Origin of the sequence: Lacticaseibacillus salsurivasis (assembly GCF_036246225.1) — a bacterium.
GTDB lineage: Bacteria > Bacillota > Bacilli > Lactobacillales > Lactobacillaceae > Lacticaseibacillus > Lacticaseibacillus salsurivasis.
The window spans coordinates 94,097-111,560 of record NZ_BTTP01000006.1 but is presented as its reverse complement, the minus strand read 5'-3'; the positions used below and the strand labels follow the sequence as shown (position 1 = coordinate 111,560).

20 protein-coding genes and 1 pseudogene are annotated in these 17,464 nt (G+C 53.5%); 13 read left to right on the top strand and 8 right to left on the bottom strand.

The genetic code is table 11. The annotated features are described in order from the left end of the window. Positions 1-136: 136 nt before the first annotated feature. From AAA927_RS06610 to AAA927_RS06600, 3 genes are all read right to left on the bottom strand, one after another. A complete protein-coding gene (locus tag AAA927_RS06610) occupies positions 137-2,584 on the bottom strand; it encodes a mucin-binding protein (protein ID WP_338216850.1) in 2,448 nt (815 codons plus the stop codon). 95 nt (positions 2,585-2,679) lie between these two features. Further along, positions 2,680-3,345 (bottom strand): hypothetical protein, encoded by a 666-nt coding sequence (locus tag AAA927_RS06605; RefSeq protein WP_338216848.1) that lies wholly within the window; start codon positions 3,343-3,345, stop codon positions 2,680-2,682. 32 nt (positions 3,346-3,377) lie between these two features. Beyond that, a complete protein-coding gene (locus AAA927_RS06600) occupies positions 3,378-5,141 on the bottom strand; it encodes a SpaH/EbpB family LPXTG-anchored major pilin (RefSeq protein ID WP_338216846.1) in 1,764 nt (587 codons plus the stop codon). Positions 5,142-5,449: 308 nt separating this feature from the next. On the opposite strand from AAA927_RS06600, the gene AAA927_RS06595 reads away from it, so the two are divergent. From AAA927_RS06595 to AAA927_RS06580, 4 genes and pseudogenes are all read left to right on the top strand, one after another. Further along, positions 5,450-6,034: a TetR/AcrR family transcriptional regulator gene (locus tag AAA927_RS06595; RefSeq protein WP_338216844.1), complete on the top strand. Its 585-nt coding sequence runs from the start codon at positions 5,450-5,452 to the stop codon at positions 6,032-6,034. 227 nt (positions 6,035-6,261) lie between these two features. Beyond that, positions 6,262-6,450 (top strand): hypothetical protein, encoded by a 189-nt coding sequence (locus AAA927_RS06590; protein WP_338216843.1) that lies wholly within the window; start codon positions 6,262-6,264, stop codon positions 6,448-6,450. Positions 6,451-6,468: 18 nt separating this feature from the next. Continuing rightward, positions 6,469-6,912 (top strand): annotated as a pseudogene (locus AAA927_RS06585) (B3/B4 domain-containing protein); the annotation flags it as partial. Positions 6,913-6,969: 57 nt separating this feature from the next. Further along, entirely contained in the window at positions 6,970-8,205 is a 1,236-nt protein-coding gene (locus tag AAA927_RS06580) for a hypothetical protein (RefSeq protein WP_338216842.1), read from the top strand. A 111-nt stretch (positions 8,206-8,316) separates the two neighbouring features. Here AAA927_RS06580 and relB read toward each other — a convergent pair whose 3' ends face one another. The 3 genes from relB to AAA927_RS06565 all read right to left on the bottom strand — a co-directional run bounded on the left by relB (position 8,317) and on the right by AAA927_RS06565 (position 9,264). Then, positions 8,317-8,547: a type II toxin-antitoxin system RelB family antitoxin gene (relB, locus tag AAA927_RS06575; protein WP_338216841.1), complete on the bottom strand. Its 231-nt coding sequence runs from the start codon at positions 8,545-8,547 to the stop codon at positions 8,317-8,319. Between the two features lie 68 nt (positions 8,548-8,615). Then, on the bottom strand, positions 8,616-9,047 hold the full coding sequence (locus AAA927_RS06570) for a DUF2178 domain-containing protein (RefSeq protein WP_338216838.1): 432 nt from the start codon (positions 9,045-9,047) through the stop codon (positions 8,616-8,618). Beyond that, positions 9,034-9,264: a helix-turn-helix transcriptional regulator gene (locus AAA927_RS06565; RefSeq protein WP_338216836.1), complete on the bottom strand. Its 231-nt coding sequence runs from the start codon at positions 9,262-9,264 to the stop codon at positions 9,034-9,036. Before AAA927_RS06565 ends, AAA927_RS06570 begins: the two co-directional genes overlap by 14 nt. A gap of 167 nt (positions 9,265-9,431) precedes the next feature. On the opposite strand from AAA927_RS06565, the gene AAA927_RS06560 reads away from it, so the two are divergent. Both AAA927_RS06560 and lepB read left to right on the top strand, forming a co-directional pair. Next, a complete protein-coding gene (locus AAA927_RS06560) occupies positions 9,432-10,436 on the top strand; it encodes an NAD(P)H-dependent glycerol-3-phosphate dehydrogenase (protein ID WP_338216834.1) in 1,005 nt (334 codons plus the stop codon). 104 nt (positions 10,437-10,540) lie between these two features. After that, positions 10,541-11,221 (top strand): signal peptidase I, encoded by a 681-nt coding sequence (gene lepB / locus AAA927_RS06555; RefSeq protein WP_338216831.1) that lies wholly within the window; start codon positions 10,541-10,543, stop codon positions 11,219-11,221. Between the two features lie 84 nt (positions 11,222-11,305). Here lepB and AAA927_RS06550 read toward each other — a convergent pair whose 3' ends face one another. Both AAA927_RS06550 and AAA927_RS06545 read right to left on the bottom strand, forming a co-directional pair. Continuing rightward, positions 11,306-12,256, bottom strand: a complete 951-nt coding sequence (locus AAA927_RS06550; protein ID WP_338216829.1) for an acetylxylan esterase — start codon at positions 12,254-12,256, stop codon at positions 11,306-11,308. A 3-nt stretch (positions 12,257-12,259) separates the two neighbouring features. After that, a complete protein-coding gene (locus AAA927_RS06545) occupies positions 12,260-12,580 on the bottom strand; it encodes a PTS sugar transporter subunit IIB (RefSeq protein ID WP_125580704.1) in 321 nt (106 codons plus the stop codon). 208 nt (positions 12,581-12,788) lie between these two features. Here AAA927_RS06545 and AAA927_RS06540 point away from each other — a divergent pair, with 208 nt between their 5' ends. The 7 genes from AAA927_RS06540 (at position 12,789) to pnuC (ending at position 17,451) form a co-directional block, all read left to right on the top strand. After that, positions 12,789-13,700, top strand: a complete 912-nt coding sequence (locus AAA927_RS06540; protein ID WP_338216827.1) for an ABC transporter ATP-binding protein — start codon at positions 12,789-12,791, stop codon at positions 13,698-13,700. 2 nt (positions 13,701-13,702) lie between these two features. After that, complete coding sequence (locus AAA927_RS06535; protein ID WP_338216825.1) at positions 13,703-14,470, top strand: DUF2705 family protein; 768 nt, start codon at positions 13,703-13,705, stop codon at positions 14,468-14,470. Positions 14,471-14,490: 20 nt separating this feature from the next. Beyond that, positions 14,491-14,814 carry a heavy metal-binding domain-containing protein gene (locus AAA927_RS06530; RefSeq protein WP_204118228.1) on the top strand — a complete coding sequence of 108 codons (324 nt, stop codon included), beginning with the start codon at positions 14,491-14,493 and terminating at the stop codon, positions 14,812-14,814. Between the two features lie 207 nt (positions 14,815-15,021). Next, positions 15,022-15,717, top strand: coding sequence for a CPBP family intramembrane glutamic endopeptidase (locus tag AAA927_RS06525; RefSeq protein WP_338216822.1), 696 nt, complete (start codon positions 15,022-15,024; stop codon positions 15,715-15,717). Between the two features lie 355 nt (positions 15,718-16,072). After that, a complete protein-coding gene (locus AAA927_RS06520; RefSeq protein ID WP_125580714.1) occupies positions 16,073-16,330 on the top strand; it encodes a hypothetical protein in 258 nt (85 codons plus the stop codon). 16 nt (positions 16,331-16,346) lie between these two features. Further along, entirely contained in the window at positions 16,347-16,520 is a 174-nt protein-coding gene (locus tag AAA927_RS06515) for a hypothetical protein (protein WP_338216820.1), read from the top strand. 199 nt (positions 16,521-16,719) lie between these two features. After that, positions 16,720-17,451: a nicotinamide riboside transporter PnuC gene (gene pnuC / locus AAA927_RS06510; protein ID WP_338216818.1), complete on the top strand. Its 732-nt coding sequence runs from the start codon at positions 16,720-16,722 to the stop codon at positions 17,449-17,451. The last annotated feature ends 13 nt before the right edge of the window (positions 17,452-17,464 follow it).

Sequence of the window (17,464 nt, the reverse complement as noted above, 5' to 3'; positions counted from 1 at the left end):
GTAACCAATACCGCCTTTCAAGTATTCAGAAACCACTTTTGCCTTTAATTCGTTACTATATTTGGTCACAAGAAATGCCCCACAATCGTTAGACTTCTTGTCTAACAATTGTAGGGCACTTCATTGTCGCTTGTGCTTAATGTTGCAGTTTCTGGCGGAATAATAATCCAGCTGCTCCCAGCGCTAAAAGCGCAGCGGCGAGCAGGCCGGTCCACAAGTTAGTGCGGGCGCCAGCTTGCGGGTAAGTGATTTTCATGCTGTAACTGATTTCGGTGGTCGCCGTGCCATCTAGAGCGCCGTTGGTGTGGGTTGCCCCGGTGATGCCGCCGTTATCGTCGGCTTGGAAGTTAGCCAGCACGGTTTTCAGCGACTGGCCGACTTGCGCTTGGGCCACCGTTCCGCCCACCGCGCTGGTGAGACTAGCTTCGGTCACGGTGCTGGCGGGACTGATGACATAACCGTCAACAGCTTTGGCAGTAACATCCTGCAGGGTATTCGTGGGCGTCCAGGCGCCCAAGGCAATCACGTCATCGCCACTATACGTGACCGTTCGCTCGAAGGCAATGGTCTGAGTGGCTTCATCACCAAGCGCAACGGCGGCTTGGTCATCCGCGGCCAGCGCCGCATCATCAACTGCCACTTTCACCGTTAAAGTCTTGTGCGTCATGGCATAGTACGGATCTTTGGGGTCGCCAGGGACGATGGGTCCGACCTGCGCCGGCGTGTAGTTCACCGTGCGGGTAATCGCCAAGTCGCCGCCTTGGCTAAGCCAGTCAGCCAGCTGGTCATCTGCTGTCAGCACCTGGTTAGGCTCGACCGCTGTTTCCGGTGTCTCGCCAACCTTGAGCTTCGTCACCTCGCCGCGGTACTGGTCAGGTAAGTAGGCATCGATTTGCGCCTGGGTCAGCGCCGCTACCGTCGGATTGGCCTTGGTGATGGTTTTGTGCGCATTCGCCTCAGCTTCACTCGTGGTCCAATCGGAATACTCGTAAGTGTCGTCAAGGTGGACTGTCACGTAACGATAGAGCTTGACCGTCGCCAGTCCCGGTGTCTGCTGGAACGCCGCGCCATCCTTCAGGTAGTTCACCGCCTCGGTGGCTGTGGCCGTTAAGGGGAGACCGTGCGGATTGTCATCCGGAGTGTAGATCGGTACTTTTTTCAGTTCGACAATCCAGGTGCCGGGACTGCTTTGGAAGGTGTAGTTGCTAGCCTCTGCGGTATTGTCTGAAACCACTTCGTAACCGGTAAACTTGCTGGCGTTTTGGGCCATAAAGGTCGCGGTGTCAACAAAGTTCAACTGATCATCCACATTACCCACGATGTCTTGCCGGGCCAGAACTTCACTTGTATCAACGTCTTGATAACGGACCGTCGCGGTCATTTTGTCAGATAGTCGTTCGATATACTGTAAACGCACCGTACCGCCAGTAGGAAGGGTCGCGATGGGCTTGGACAAGTAGTACATACTTGAATCATACAGCGGATCCGGTTTTTTACCGACCAAGGCCGTCCCCTTCTCCTGACCCGCTGTAGCAACCAGCCCCATCGTATCGCCAAGGACCTTTTGGCTCGTTGGCGTCCGGCCAGCATAGACTTCAGTTTTGGTGGGATCCACGGGATCGCTATACATGATCAGCCCACCATCAACAAGGGTCGTTGATTGCTGGTCGTCAGCAATTCTATCATTCGGGTCATCTGGATTGTTCGGAATAACCCCCGTAATGTAAGCACCATCATATCCATCTGCAGTCACCTGCAGGCGGTCAAGTTTCACGCTACCCAGGGTATTAGCTTTTGATACCGCAATATCCATTTGACTTCCGAGACGAATATTGGAACGTGTGGACCCGAGATTCTTGTAAAACACGTTATGGCTAATCGACCCAGTATTAGGATCGATGGTGGCGACGTCAGCGATTTGCCAATCTGACAACGTCATCACTTTCGCAAGTCGATGTCCAGCTTGATCCGTGTAGACTTTTACATTGTCGACCAACCCATTAAATTGTGAGTCCACAGTAAAAGTAGGCGCAATCTTTGTATATGCGGCTGCGGTAACGCCGGTACCTTGGCTAGGTTTAATCACAGAATCGGCCGCGGCAGCATCCATCATGAAGAACATTGAAGTGATCCCATTACTAAATGCATAACTATACTTAATATCGCCAACCGTCACGACGCCATTGAACAGCGGGGCATAAAGCATATCGATTTGATCGGCCTTAATCGGATTATACACGGGCCAACTCGTCGCATTAGAAATTCCGCTAAGCGACGTATTGTTCCCGGTAATCGCAGTCGTATACGCTGCCGAATCCAGCACATTCCCAGAGCGCAGGTTCACGCTTTGCCACGGCGACTGCGCAAACAGCAGATTCAAATCGGCTACTGCAGAAATTTCATCATCCGTCAGCTCTTCAATATCAGTGAAGCCGGCTTTGGTTGGCGGCGAGCCAGCGCCGGCCGCACCAGCGGCGATGACTGGCGCTAGCGGCGAGCCAACCAAGGCCACGCACAGCGCCAGAATCGCCGCTGCTAACCACGGCCGTTTGCGCCTTTTTTTCATTAATTTTAGTTGCTTCATTTTGCCTACTCTCCATTCGACCACATCAGCCGCAGCCAATGCTTGTGTAGCACAATAGCCCTCACGCTAGGTGAGAGCTACTGCGATTCGGCATGCTAGCCGCGCCGAGCGCGAGCGAGCCGGCTAATGATCAGCAGGTAACTCCCACTTGCCAGAAGTAACACCACGAGCAGCAACACCGGGGCTTGCACATGCATGGCGCCACCGGTATGGGCGATTTTCTTCCCCACCGGCGTGCCCGCCGTCGTTAGGGTGTTGCCTAGCGTCTTGGCCGGCTTTTGCGGGCCGCTGAAATCCAGATTCGATTTCGGGGCCACCGTAATCACTTGATCACTGCGTTGCACAGTGAAGGCCACCGGGGCGGCAGGATGTTTGATCACGGCACTGGCCTGTTCGACGACAAGATAACTAGCCCCGACCACCAGCGCGGCCGTTGCGCGACCGGCGTTATCGGTAACCAACTCAGCACTAAAAGTCGCTAGGCCAGTCGCTGCCCGATACGTTTTTGCATCGCTTGGGTCAATGGCACCTTGGCCACTGGCGACGATGCGCGTCACCCAATAATGGGCGCCGGCGAGCGGTACGGTTTGCTGCGTATTGCTGGTTGAAGGCACGCTGACGCGCTTATCAATGACCAGCTGCGGACCACTGGCGGCGAGTACCGGCGTTGCTCTAAACCAGCCGCCAAGGATGATGGTCAAAAACAGTAACCATCCACCGGCAACGCTAAGCAACGCGCTTTTTCGTTTGTGCTGGATCATGAGAACACCACCTTTCCGCTGATGGTGAACCATTAGTCGTTCGCTTCACGCCGCTTGCGCAGGATCATGTAGGAGCCACTACCCAGCAGCGTCACCGAAGCAACGGCCAAAATCAGGATGCGGCCTTGCGCACCGGTCAGGGGTAGGTTTGGCACAAAGTTGTCAGGGTCCACGACGGTCGCGTCAACGTCATTATTTTGGGTCGCTGTGACTTCGTGAATCTTCCCATCGACATCAAAGCCAACTGGGGCATCAGTTTCAACGAGGTAGTATTTCTTCTCATACGTGAAGGAGCCGTCATCGTGTTCGACTTTATCCACTAACAAACCGGTGAATTCGGCCTTCCCATTGGCGTCGGTGGTAACAGTGACTGCCTCACCGTCAGCGCCCTTCACCCATGTGCCCGCTTTGGCGTCTGCTTCACTAGCTGCCAGCTTGAAGGTGGCGTTGGCCAGTGGCTCATCGGTGGCGTTTTCGTCCGTCTTTTCCTTAATCTTGGCGACGGTCACGTTACCCATGTAAATCATTGGTTGGTTTGGATCTGGTTTGTCCGGATTGGTCGGCGTGGTTGGGTCGGTTGGATCGGTTGGGTCAACGGGGTCGGTTGGATCGGTTGGATCAGTTGGCACAGTCGTTTCATGCCCCGGTTCATCAGTGGTGGTGCCAGTGTAATATGTGTCAAAGGTGTTCAGGATATTAGCGTCTTTGGTGTCTTTGGCGTCTTTAACAGTGGTTTCGATCGTGGCAACCACTGTCGACTTAGCATCAGCGTCACCCAATTTTTCGAGTCCGGCTGGGGTCAAAGATAGAATGAGTACTTGATAATCGCCTTTGGTTGTTTCCGTATTGACAGTGAAATCAACGTCCTCTTCCAGTGCCAGTGGTGTCGTTGTCCCATCACCGTTGTCAGTGATAATGCTCATCGTGATGTTGTCTTCGTTGAGTGTCAGCGATTTGGTGTCAATTGGATCAGAGAACACGAACTGGGTCGCGTACTTGGCAGGCGTAATTACCTTGCCATCTTCGCCCGTGACGGCATCGATTTTGGCATCAGCTGGCCGTTGTGCCGTCAAATCCCATTTGACGCTTTGACCCGCCATGACTGACGTATCCTTCGTGATAATCTTGTTGCCATCCTTATCGACAGCCTCAAGCGTCTTATTTGGATTTGTCTTCAGATTTTCTTCGTTGATTTCGTTCTTTGGATAAACATCAACTGTGTACTGAAGGCTGGCGCCATCAACAAATTGGCCATTAGTCATCGGCAAGTGCACGATAAATGGCGTGGCCTTCTTCTGAACCGCTGGGTTATCCAATTCTTTAACGAGGTAATAACCATCTGCGGCCTGACCGGTCCCAGCATTGAATTCGGCGTTCCCACTGGCATCGGTCATAATCGTTGCTTTCAGCGTACCTTCATCGAAGCCGGCTTTAGCGGTTTCATCCAGCGCCGCAAAAGCCTTAGCCTGAGCGTTATCCAGGCTGTATACTTCAAACTTCACCCCGGCCATCGGAGTGAGATCAGCCGTACCGGCAGCGTCGGCGGCAGTCCCTGTAGCAGCCGTCCCGTTGGTCATTGAGTTATCCTTGGCCTTAAACTTGTGCAGCTTCAAAACCCGGTCGCTAGTGTTATCCGTGGCACTAGTCACGTTTTCGGCCTTTACGACTGCCACCCGTGATTGAGCATCCCCCAGTTGAACGATGCTAGCAACGGTGCCAGAAGCGGTCAAGGCGCCCAGCGCCAGTCCGCAAACCCCAATCATGCGAATTAATTTACCTTGTTTGCTCTTGTTCATCATTAGTCCTCCAAAGTGAGATTCGGAGATCAGGCTAATGCTCACAAGTAACCTACACGAATGCATGTGATGTTCATCACCGTCAGTTGCTCACTCCCCCAAGAGTCCGGTGGGTTTGAATAAAACGTCACATGCTTAACTTGTTATCATTCTATAATCAATTAACCCAAAATTGAGGGTCATTAATCCGTGGTTGTTACATATGGGTCATTTGATGTAAAATTAACCCATAAATATTTATTTTAATTGATTATCAGTTTTTTATGTATTTTCCCCGTAATGGTTGGGATAAAAAGGAGGCGTTTACGATGACCAGTACAAACCGTGATAAACCGGACCTGCGTGTGCGCAAAACGCGGCGTGCCATCATTCAAGCGCTGTTTTCTCTATTAGGCAAAAAATCATTTGAGACAATTTCTGTACTCGATTTAGTCGCTCTTGCCGAAATCGGCCCCACCACGTTCTACCGGCATTACCAGGATAAATACGATCTCGCCCAAGCCGCCATTGATGACTGGCTGGCGCGCCTCAATCCCCTTCTGATTCATCGGCTGGCCAGCCAAGGTCTGCCCAAGGCGATTCAACATCAACCTGAAGTCGATCGCGGCCTGATTACCGAACTAGCACTGCTGCGGAAAATTAATACCCCTGAAGTGAGCTTTAAAGCCAGCACCCTTGAGCAACTGGCCGCCCAGCTACAAATTGAACTCAAGGCCCGGCAAGTGTCCTTACGCTACCCGGGGCCAATCGCGCATCATTTTGCGGCGTTTATTTATAGTTTTCTCATGGTGGTGGCTGATGAAGGGCCTGATTATGACGAGCGATTGATGGAAAACCAATTCGATGAATTCAAACGGGTGTTTAATATTCTGAACAACCCCGATTGTGTCTAACTATTGACTATGATCAAGTGCAACAACGCACTTATCGGTCTGCTTGTTCAAAATGCACAAGCCTTGCCGCCAACTTCATCCCACTGTCAGCCGAAAAGCCACGCCTTCATCTGCGAAGTCGTGGCTTTTGATTGTTGTCCCGCCGCTTAAGTTTCACGTGAAACAACCACATGGCGATGCTTGCGGTATAATAGAAACCACAAATTCGTCTTCTCGGAGGTTACGTCTTGGAGTTTTCCCTCAATCCCTTGATTGACGGCAGTCTCGTCATCACTGAAATCACGTTCAAAAATGCCGCGCATAGCGACCAGCTTTGGGCTGAACGCCTCAACCCACTCATTGACCACATCGCCACAACAGATACGTTAGCCACTTTAAATGCCAACCCGGCCATTCAAGCCACCAAAGCTGGCTAAAAACATGTCGGTAAAGACCCGAGCCGCTACCGCCCAGCCAGCGATAGCTTGTGGCGCCGCGTGATTAAAGGTAAAGGTCTGTATCAGGTCAATAACCTGGTTGACCTCAATAATGACCTGTCGCTGCGCCTGCATTTTCCGCTGGGCAGCTACGATCTCGACCAGCTGCAGCCACCGTTAAGCTACACGGTAGCTCCATCCGGAGCAACCTACCCTGGCATCGGCAAAGCGGCCATCGACCTGACCAACAGCCTGGTTTTAGCGGATCAAATTGGCTTCTTCGGCAGTCCCACCGCAGATTCCACGCGGGCGATGATTACGCCTGCCACCACGCATGCTTTAGTGGTGGTCTACGCATTCGGCGATTATGACGCAACCAATGTGCAAAGCATGGTCAAAACGGCTTGCCTGACTTATCTCACTGACTGCACCGTGCTTCAGCAGCAGGTCGTCACCGCATAACCCCGTTTTACCATCGCAAGCGTATCATGAAGCAATATTTCTCAGGAGGTGAACCACTTGGCTTTTTATCTCGTTACCGTCATTTTGCTTATTGCCTTAGCGGCAGTGCTCAGCTTGCAATGGCGCCTCAATCGCCAGATTGTGAATGCCCAGCTGGAAACGCACAAGATGATGTTCCCAAGTCAAATCCGCAGCGCCCGCAAAACCTATGTCCGCGGCCTGCAGCGCCAGGCGCGCGGGGTGCGGGCTTGGCGCATCGTTGCCATTGTTTTAAGCGTGCTGGCGGCCATTGGCTTGTTCATCGCCTTGAGCATCCACTACCAAGCAGCGCTGCCCATGACTGGCCTCGATGCCCTGACCCAACTGATGGCCTGGTTCATCGCTGGCGTGCAAAACCTTTTTCTGGTGCCGGCAATGGTGCTAGCGCTGGTTGCCATCGGCTTGGGGTTCTATCTGGCGCACTGGCGGTACCACGCACTGAAAACCGCCGACGATAAAAGCCAGGGCGGCCCGCAGGATTTGTACTGGACGCCGCCTGCCCTGCTGAAACGCCAGTATCAACTGAAACAGATTCTGCTCGGCCTGCTCGCCGCGTTGAGCGTATTTCTGCTGGTCAGTGGCGTGGCTGACTGGATTCCCACACCGGCTGGCAATCTCGCCAAGGTCAAGGAAAGCACCACCATTAAACGCACCATCATCCCGGCCGAAAGCAGCAGCACAGACAGCAGCGCCACCAGCAGCGAAGCCACCAGCAGCTCCAGTAGTGTGGCGGGCCAAAGCACCACAACCGAGTATCCGATCGATGTGATGAAAAAAGCCGCGCTCGCTCCCGCCAGTGCCTTAACGGGCCTGACCGAAGCTGACCACGCCGCCTTGTTGTTCATGGAATATTGGACCCTTAATGACTTAGACACCGCCACCATCGCCAAGTATACCCAGGACAAAAACGTTTCTTACGCCTACCACACCGTCACTGGCGCGAATGGCAACCTGATCGTCTTCTCGCAAACCTACACAATCAACGGTGAAAAGACTCAGACTTACATGTTTTATGGCTGGTTGAATGGCGAAGAAAGTCGCCTGTACAACATGTATGACTCCAAAACTGCCATCACTTCACTGGCGCAGCAGTATGGCATTACCGTGAGCGGCAATACCGTTAAACCGAAGAACGTGGAAATCCGCGACAGCGTGATGAACCTGAGGCAGCTGGTGTCGGCATTTACCAGTTATCACGACTACCAAACCGTGAAGAAAGGCCTCCAGCACGGCGCCGCCATTCCCCTGCAGTAAGGGCTCATAGTCGTACAAAATAGCGCCCGCCATCATTGATGGTGGGCGCTATTTGAATACCTTGCGTTTATTGAATCGTGAATGGGGACGCTTGCCCGCTAACCGTCACGGTCATGGCTGCATACCCAGTTGTTTCATAATATCAGCCCGGCTGATTATCGCGCCCTTACTTTCGGCACGATTGGCCTGGGCGTCCTTGTAGTCCGCTTCATCTTCCATGCGTTCAAGTACTGCCCGCCGCATGTAGGCAGCCGCGGAGATCCCTTCAGAAGCAGCCAACTGCCGCAGCAGGTCATATTGAGCTTGCGTCAACCGCAACGATATTTTGATCATTTCTGCCATATAATGCCGACCTCATTTCTTCACATTGACAGATAAGTCCACCAAACTGGCTACAGGTGACGGATCACTTATAGCTTATGCTCATAATACAGCGTACTGCCAACCCACAGCCAAAACGTCAACCCAATCATCAACCCAATCCCGCTGAGCATGGCCTTCAAGGTGGCGTCGAGCTGGCCGCCGCGCACGGCGAGCACCACCACCACGCCGGTGATGACGACCCCCAACAACAGTTTCAGCGTCCGGTCATTGGCCTTGAGTCTGATGAGCTGCTGCCGCTCATCGCGTTCATCAAGCCGGTCTTCCCGCGTTGCCTGCTTCGAAGTCGCGCGGCGAATGGCCACGGCCCCTGCCAACCAGCAGCCCAGGATGATCAACCAACTCTGGGCCAAGTCCCAGCCGTGCAGAGCCGGGCCGGTGAGCTGAAAATACAGATTGAGGCTGCCTAATACCACTAACCCGAGGCCTGCCAGCAGGCCCTTTTGATTATAAATTTTCAATTTCATCATCCTCCTGTTGCTTGTTTTCCGCTAAGCAGCACAGTGTTTCCACACTGACACCAAAGACTTCAGCTAAGCGATAGGCCAGCATCAGGCTAGGATTGTACTGCTCTTTTTCGATTGAAATAATGGTCCGCGCCGAGACATGGACCTGAGCCGCCAGCTCGGCCTGCGTCAGCCCAGCGGCTTTGCGGTATGCTTTAACCTTGGTTTTCATCCTAACCTCCAAAAGTGAAGCTCGCTTCATGTGAAGCTGGCTTCATATTAAAACCATGACCGCTTCCTGTCAAGGTAATTTTCACCAGGTTCAGGCGACTTTTGCCGGTTTCTAAGTGAAAATGCGGTACACTTAGGGGACAACCATTTAAAACTGGAGTGAGATTATTGAGTAAAGTAGGCGTTCTTGGTGCCGGTACTTGGGGCATCGCATTATCCCGCATGTTAGCCAACACAGGCCATACCGTGACAGTGTGGTCCGCGCTACCTGATGAGGTGAAGCAGCTGGATCAAACGCGGCAACAAAAGAACCTGCCTGGCATGACGATTCCGGCCAGCATCACCTTCACCAGCGATTTGCAGGCCGCTTGCACGGACCAGGCTTTGCTGCTTTTGGCGGTACCATCGATTTATGTCCGGTCAACCGTCAAACAAGCCGCGCCCTTCATCCCTGCCGGTCAGCTGATTGTCGATGTCGCCAAAGGGCTTGAACCCGACACGATGCTGACGATGACCCAGGTGATTGCCGACGAACTCAGCCAGCTGAACGCGCCAAAAATGCGGCTCGTGGCGCTGTCCGGCCCGACCCACGCTGAAGAAGTGGCGCTGGATTTGCCGACGACGATTGTGGCCGCGGCCGATGACGAGGAAGCCGCCAAGCAGGCACAAGACATTTTCACCTCTAGCTTCATGCGGGTTTACACCAACCCAGATCGCTACGGCGTGGAACTGTGCGGCGCCTTGAAAAATATCATCGCCTTGGCCGCCGGCATTTCGGATGGCTTAGGCTACGGGGATAACGCCAAGGCCGCGCTGATCACCCGTGGTATGACCGAAATCAAGCGGCTGGGCACCAAGCTTGGCGCGCATGCGGCCACTTTCGACGGGCTGGCGGGCATTGGCGATTTGATTGTCACCGGCACCAGTACCCACAGTCGCAATCACAACTGCGGCCTCTTGATTGGCCAAGGCATGAGTCCCGCCGCCGCCAAAAAGCAAATCGGCATGGTCGTTGAAGGCATCAACGCCATCCCTGGCGCCTTGGAGCTGGCCGCCAAAGCTAACGTCAGCATGCCAATTGTTGAAACCGTTGACCAAGTCATCAACCATGGCCTCGATCCGAAGGAAGCCGTGCAGCAGCTGCTGAATCGCAAGAAAAAAGCGGAATTTTAACCGCTGATGCCGCCGCCCGTTAAGAAAGCCTTAAACGCGGCCTGAACCGCCCGTTCTTGCCTTCAACATGGTACGCTGAAAATTGTTGACGAGGGGGTGGCACCATGAAAAAGCGTTGGCTGACTGGCACACTATTTGCTTTGATGATCATCAGCAGCTTAATGAGCCTGTTCATGCCCCTCGAGTATGTGCGCGGTCATTCCATGGCCCCTACGTTAAAACCGGGGCAGTGGATCGTGGTGATGAACACCAAGCTCGCCAGTGCCATCAAGCAACCGGTGCGCCGCGGTGATTTGATCACCTTCCGCAATGACGGGTTGGTCAAGCAAATTCCCGCCCAGCGGTTGTTGGTCAAACGCGTCATCGGGATGCCTGGCGATTTAATCGGCATCAACCGCACCACGGTGTACCGCAACGGCCAGGCGCTGAAGGAGCCTTACGTCAAATACCCGATGGCTAACCAGCACTATAATTACGACGGTCAACCGGATGGCGGCGCCTTGTTCGCTGATGCCAGCTTTCAGCGCACGACCTTGCTGAAAGCCCACCAGTATTTCGTCTTAGGCGATAACCGGCCGCGCTCGGCCGATTCCCGCTGGTTTGGTCCCATTGCCACGGCGCAAGTCGCCAGCAAGGTCCTGTGGCGGCTGCCTTTCAACAACCAAAACTGGTGGGTGCGCGGCCTGTGGTACCTGGTGCACGTCTTACCGCTGCTGTTCTTGCTGATTTGGTTTGCGCTGGCTTATGGGCATGAACTGATCCGGCTCCTACGCGGTAATCAATAAAATGACAGACTGCGAAGCGCAGCTAAAAAGCGCCTGGTTCAACCCTCAAACTCAGGGTTTGAACCAGACGCTATTTCTTTGGCGCTAATCCATAAAGAAATTATAGGCGCGGTCGCCGACTTTGGGCAGGAACTCGTGGCCGTATTCCGGCAGAATGTAAAGCTGCTTTTCACCGGCCAACTGGTGATACGCCCCAAACTGGGTGACCGGTGGCACCACCTGGTCTTGCAAGCCCAGCCCCCAGATCAGTGGCGTTTTGATTTGCGCCGCAAAGTGCTGAACGTCGATATATTCGAGCGTATCGAAAAACGCGTCCTCCCGCTCATGCAGCGGATCACGGTAGCGGAACCAGTACGCGAGCTGGTCATAGCCGTTATTTTCGGCGCCGAGCGCATAGGCTTTGCGATAATCGCACAGGTACGGGTAGTTCACGTAAGCACGGTGAATGGTTGGCACCAGGCCAAGGGTGGCCAAGGTCAGCCCGCCACCTTGTGAACCGCCCATCGCGTAGATCCGGTCAGGATCTACGCCTGGCATCGCCGCCAACAGGTCAGCGGCTTCAGCGCAATCCAAGAACACACTGCGGTAATACAAATGCTGCGGCCCATCTTCCACGCCGCGAATAATCAACCCCTTAAGCGTGCCACCAGTAGTTTGGGTGGTGTCGACACTGGGGCCGCCTTGGCCGCGCACATCAATCGCCAGCACGACAAACCCTTCAGCCGCCCAGTTGAATTTCTGGGTGAAATCACCGGCATCGCAGTGATAGCCGTGAAACATCAGGAGGCCTTTGTGCGCCTGCTTGGGATCATAGGCCTTGGGCATGATCAGCTGGGCATGAATGCGCGCCTGGCCGACGCCGGTGAACCAATAATCATAGGCCTGGGCGACCTGGCTACGAATTGCCACCGGTTTTTGCTCGACCTCAGGCTTTGTCGCTCGCATTTCGGCCAGGGCCTGCTGCCAAAAAGCACCAAAATCCGCAGGGCGGTGGCCCGAACCGCGATAATCTGGGTACATGTCCGTCACCGTCATGGCCTAAGCCTGCGCTTTCTGGATTTCCGCCATGGCGGTAGCAAGCACTTTTTCCCCATTCATCGTGCCATAGTCGCGCATGTTGATGACGGATACCGGCACTGGCAGATCCTTTTGCAGCTTGGTCGCCACGTAACTGACCTGCGGGCCGATTAAAATCACATCCGGTTGGTACTTATCCATTTGGGCTTCGACGCCGTTAACGCCAATCGCATCAATCTGGGCCTCAATCCCTTGTGCCTTGGCCGCTTGCTGCATCTTGGTCATCAGCAAACTACTCGACATTCCGCCAGCACAGGCGAGTAAAATATTCACTTTTGTCATCAACCAAACCCCCTCATGTATATACATATAGAGTAGTCTTTTGAGTTATGATTGCAAGCGCTTTCCAAACCTCTTATCGTCCACTTTTCCCGGGAAATAATACCAGCCGCCCGCTCATCTAACAAAACTGTTATCTGTCTTTACTCCCCTTTACCGGTATCCAGTGGTATTCTATGCCTAGCGCGACAACGCGTGAGAGGAGCAGTGTATGGGAACAATTTTGACAGTCGATCACCTCGACAAATCCTTTGGCGCTAAGCAAGTGTTGCATGGCGTTGATTTCTTCGTTGAAGAAGGCCACATCGTTGCTTTGGTGGGTCCCAACGGCGCCGGGAAAAGTACCATTATGAAGGCCATCTTGGGGCTGATTCCAGTCGACGGCGGCGGGATTGATATCAAAGGCCAACCCGTGTCGATCACCTCACACCAGGCACTGCGGAACGTCGGCGCCTTGATTGAGTATCCAGGCATTTATCCGTTCCTGTCTGGCCGCCAGCAGCTGCAGCTGTTTGCCAACCAACATAACAAGCAAACCAATGTCGATACCATCATCAAAGCGATGGGCATGGGCAAGTACATCGACCGGCCAGCCAAAAGCTACAGTCTGGGCATGAAACAAAAGCTCGGCATCGCTCAGGCCCTAGTGAACAACCCGCAACTGGTGATTCTTGATGAACCGATGAACGGCCTCGATCCGCAAGCGGTCAAAGACCTACGAGACCTGTTGCGGAATTTGGCCAGCCACGGCACCAGCTTCCTGATTTCCAGCCATATTTTGTCGGAATTGGAAAAGCTGGCCGATGACGTGCTGATTCTCAACCACGGTCAAATCGTCAAGCATGCCACCATGAAGGCCTTAGAAGCCGCTGGCGGCATTACTTACAAGATTGCCGTGGATAACCTGGATCAGGCCAAAGCGGCGCTGACAATGGCTCAGAGCAAGTTCTCGGTGGTCGATGATGCCATCACCTTGCTCGACACCGCCCCAGGCGAATTGAATGCCGCCTTGTATGCTTTGGTGAATGCCGGCGTGGCAATTAACACCGTCGCCCAGCAAGCGCACGACCTTGAAGGGGCCTTCTTAGCCATGGTCCACGACGATCAGAAAGAGGAGGCCTAACGATGCTCACCCTTTACAAACAAGAAGTTTATAAACAGATTCATAAAATCGGGTGGTGGATTGCCTTGGGCTTCATGGTCCTGGTGCAGATCACCTTCGGCATCGTCGGCAAGCGCAACCCCAGCATGTTTGCCCCTAGTGATTTGGTTGGCAATAGCTACGTCGGCGGCGGGCTGGTCATGCTGATTGCCATCGCCTCCACCGCCAGCATCATTGCCATGGAATTTCAGTATGGCACGATGAAGCAGCTGTTGTACCGCCAGTATTACCGGAGTCAGGTCTTTATCAGCAAAATACTGACCGCCTTAACCCAGCTGGTCTTTCTCCAAGTGGTGGCAGGGTTGATGACGGTCGGCTTAACCTTGATTTTGTTCCCTAGCTACAATTGGGCCCAGCACGTCGGCAACTTAACTCACGGGCTGATTTACTTGCGCGCCATCGGGTCTGACTTGCTGGTAGGATTACTCCTGTTGTCAGTCGTCATTCTGCTTTCGACCGTCTTCAAATCCAATGCCGCCGCGATTGCCACCGGCCTCGTGGGTTACTTCTTAGCCCGACTAGCTTCGACGTTGATGATTGCCATGATTGCTTGGCAGCACTGGACCAAGTTCCTACCGTTTACGTTCCTGCTCACGAATTATCAGATTCAATCCGCTGATTTTGCCAAGCTGACCTTGTTCAGCACGCCAATGATGATCGGCGGCACCTTGCTTTACACCGTGGTCTTTACCTTGATTGCTTATCTCAGTTTCCGCAAACGCAGCGTCTAATCACAAAGGAGTGATTGTTTATGGCAGAATTTTTGGTTACCACCACTGAACATGTCCCTGGCCACAATTATGAAGTGATTGGTGAAGTCTTCGGCGTCACCACCCAGTCCCGCAACATGATTTCCGATCTTGGCGCCGGGCTTAAAAGCCTGGTGGGCGGCGAAATCAAAGGCTACACCAAAATGCTCCAGGTTTCCCGTGAAAACGCCATTGAACGCATGAAAGACGAAGCCCTGGCGAAAAACGCCGATGCGATTGTCATGATGCGCTTTGACTCCGGCTCCATTGCTACCGACATGCAATCCGTGGTCGCTTACGGCACCGCGGTCCGTTTCGTCGACTAATCCGACCGTTTGGGGCTGTGACAAAAGGCGGTTTTGGAGCCGACAGGTAGCCTAGCCCTCCACCAAGTCCGAACTTTGGACTCGGTGGAGGGCGTAGCTAGCTGCTCGGCTCCAGCCTTTTGGCACGTAACTCTGCTGGAATATTTGGAGTGAATTTAGGGGCTGTGACATTTATCACAGCTCCTTTTTTAAACGAGGAGACCACTTATGCACTCATCATTTTGGCCTTGGCTCAAACGGCAGACCGGGGCTGTGCTGGCCTTTGCGGGCCTGACGCTTGCCGTCTATGGCTATCAACTGCCTTCGCTGGTGTATGCCGGCGTGCTGAAACACCATCATCAAACCGCCAGCGACTGGGTGATGCTGGCGCTGATGGTGATCCCTGGGGCGGCCGAAATCTACGCGCTCAGTCGCCTTTACCGGCGCCGCCTGCGCCAAAACAACCCCTTGCACATCCAGCGTCGCCCCTTCCACGGCCGCGACTGGGGCGAAATTTTTGGCCTGTATGCCCTGATTTTGGCCGTCGAAATCGTCATTTCGCAGTTTGGCCTGCCCGAAAACCAAGTCGCCATTAACCAAACCCGCACCAGCTGGCCGCTAATGACCTTCTTCATGAGCGCCCTGTTTGCGCCGCTCATTGAAGAACTGGTCTTTCGCGGGCTCTTCATGACCTATTTCTGGCGCCAAGATGATCGCCGCCACAACTGCTGGGCGGTGATCACCTCGGCGCTGGTGTTTGGCCTGATTCACGAACCAAGGCTGTCCTGGTTTTTGGTCACGTACACCACCATGGGCCTCGGCATGGCGTTTTTATACCGGCAAAAACGCGATTTACGTTATGCTTTCGCCCTGCATTTCACCATCAATGCCCTCCCTTCCCTGATTTGGATTCTGCCACACTGAACGATAAAATTCGGGTGGGAACATTTGTTCGGAAAAGGCCAACTTTCTCATAAATTTGTGAAATAATCCAAGCGACTGTCCACCAAAAAATATTTTTATTTGGCCGCCTGCACGCGACCCCTTCACGCTTTCAGCGTTGTTTCACTGGGCTTTCAGCCAAGATGGGGCTTGACAGGGTCTGGCTTACAGCGACGCGGGTTTGGCCGCTTGTGAATTGAGTTTCACAAACTTTTCCCAGTTGAATTAGACCTGACATCCCCGGCCAATCTGCTATAATTAATTTCACAGCGATCACCTGTTAGCACATTCCGGAAGGCAGGCCATCGTCATGGATAAGTAGCTTGGAGGAATTGTCATGCTGGATCAATCTGTTGTTAAACCCGTCGTCGCCTTAGACGACCATAAGTACATTACCCTTATCCCTGACGCCGAATACAATCTCGAAGTATGGGAAAAAATCGAAGGCCGCGCCCACCGCATGGGCCGCATGGACTACAAGTTCCACCGGGACACTTTCGCCGGCTTTATTTACCGACTGATGCCATCGGTTAACTTGGTGCAAATTCACGATTTGCAAAAACAGATCAATCCGTATTTTGACTTAGAAGTCTAACCCTGGGAGGTGCGCCATGTCCGTTGTCGCAAAATTAATGGTGATGTGCGTGGCCGCGCTGCTGGTCACGCTGCTCCTGATCGGGGCGGAATGGCGCACAAAGCGGCTATCTTGGGCCAGCACGGGCCTGAAAGGCGCCATCGCCGTGGTGGTGGCTGGCGTGCTCATCAGCCTGCTCACCGTCCGTTAAATCCGCATTTTCATCACCGCTACCGGCGCTTGTCGGTAGCGGTTTTTCTATGTGGCGACTTCGGCCATGGTACTAGATATAGATTGCAAAATCGACATAACACCAATATCCAGTATATTCAAGACTGTACATGTAATTTTTCCTGCTGCATAATGGAACTCGTTCTTTTTTTGCTTATTCATTGAGGGGGAATTGTCGCATGCAAGTTTCAGAAAATTATGGTCATTGGTTAATCCATCAACTCAAAGGCTGGCCGCAGCAGAATTATTACCTGTTCTGGTTCGCGCTGGGCTGTCAGTTGATGACCTTGGTCAATGCGCCGATCACCCCGGTCGCAGTGATTACCTTTATCGGCACCACGCTCGGCGTCCTGTGCGTCCTTGCCATCAACGCCACCAAGGCCGTGAACGGCTGGCTGGGGCTGGTGTCGGCTGCCTGCTTCATTTTCGTCGGCTTCACCGCCAAAAACTACCTGTCGATTTTTGAACAGATTGCTTATGTCCTGACCTTGGATCTGCCGGTATTGATTTCGGTGCGGTCCTGGAACGACGACACCAAAAACCATCTCAAGGCCTTCCGTTTAAAGGAATGGGTCATTGCGATCGCCGCCACGCTGGCGGTGTGGGCGCTGTCGGCGGTGCTGATTGGCCGCTTCACCAACGACCCGCGGCCGATTTATGATGGGATGGCGTTTTCAATTTCATTAACCGGCGGCATCATCTGTTTCTTGCGGTATAATAGTCAGTATTTCTGGTGGTTGTTCTCCGGTATCGCCCAGCTGATTTTGTGGGCGATCACCTTCGCGCAAGGTGATGCCAGCCTCGGCATGGCGATCAACGCTAGTATCTATGTGATCAACGATCTTTTGGCCTTCACCATCAGCCCTTGGTTCAACCGCGGACGGCGGAAACTCGGCCTGAAGACGCTGTGAGCAACACGATTAG

What these genes read in the sequence shown, in the direction of transcription:
- AAA927_RS06525 (WP_338216822.1), top strand. Translation starts at nt 15,022, where the DNA reads ATGCACTCATCATTTTGGCCTTGGCTCAAACGGCAGACCGGGGCTGTG.
- AAA927_RS06595 (WP_338216844.1), top strand. Translation starts at nt 5,450, where the DNA reads ATGACCAGTACAAACCGTGATAAACCGGACCTGCGTGTGCGCAAAACG.
- pnuC (WP_338216818.1), top strand. Translation starts at nt 16,720, where the DNA reads ATGCAAGTTTCAGAAAATTATGGTCATTGGTTAATCCATCAACTCAAA.
- AAA927_RS06610 (WP_338216850.1), bottom strand. Translation starts at nt 2,584, where the DNA reads ATGAAGCAACTAAAATTAATGAAAAAAAGGCGCAAACGGCCGTGGTTA.
- AAA927_RS06515 (WP_338216820.1), top strand. Translation starts at nt 16,347, where the DNA reads ATGTCCGTTGTCGCAAAATTAATGGTGATGTGCGTGGCCGCGCTGCTG.
- AAA927_RS06535 (WP_338216825.1), top strand. Translation starts at nt 13,703, where the DNA reads ATGCTCACCCTTTACAAACAAGAAGTTTATAAACAGATTCATAAAATC.
- AAA927_RS06565 (WP_338216836.1), bottom strand. Translation starts at nt 9,264, where the DNA reads ATGAAAACCAAGGTTAAAGCATACCGCAAAGCCGCTGGGCTGACGCAG.
- AAA927_RS06545 (WP_125580704.1), bottom strand. Translation starts at nt 12,580, where the DNA reads ATGACAAAAGTGAATATTTTACTCGCCTGTGCTGGCGGAATGTCGAGT.
- AAA927_RS06540 (WP_338216827.1), top strand. Translation starts at nt 12,789, where the DNA reads ATGGGAACAATTTTGACAGTCGATCACCTCGACAAATCCTTTGGCGCT.
- AAA927_RS06520 (WP_125580714.1), top strand. Translation starts at nt 16,073, where the DNA reads ATGCTGGATCAATCTGTTGTTAAACCCGTCGTCGCCTTAGACGACCAT.
- lepB (WP_338216831.1), top strand. Translation starts at nt 10,541, where the DNA reads ATGAAAAAGCGTTGGCTGACTGGCACACTATTTGCTTTGATGATCATC.
- AAA927_RS06600 (WP_338216846.1), bottom strand. Translation starts at nt 5,141, where the DNA reads ATGAACAAGAGCAAACAAGGTAAATTAATTCGCATGATTGGGGTTTGC.
- AAA927_RS06550 (WP_338216829.1), bottom strand. Translation starts at nt 12,256, where the DNA reads ATGACGGTGACGGACATGTACCCAGATTATCGCGGTTCGGGCCACCGC.
- AAA927_RS06605 (WP_338216848.1), bottom strand. Translation starts at nt 3,345, where the DNA reads ATGATCCAGCACAAACGAAAAAGCGCGTTGCTTAGCGTTGCCGGTGGA.
- relB (WP_338216841.1), bottom strand. Translation starts at nt 8,547, where the DNA reads ATGGCAGAAATGATCAAAATATCGTTGCGGTTGACGCAAGCTCAATAT.
- AAA927_RS06530 (WP_204118228.1), top strand. Translation starts at nt 14,491, where the DNA reads ATGGCAGAATTTTTGGTTACCACCACTGAACATGTCCCTGGCCACAAT.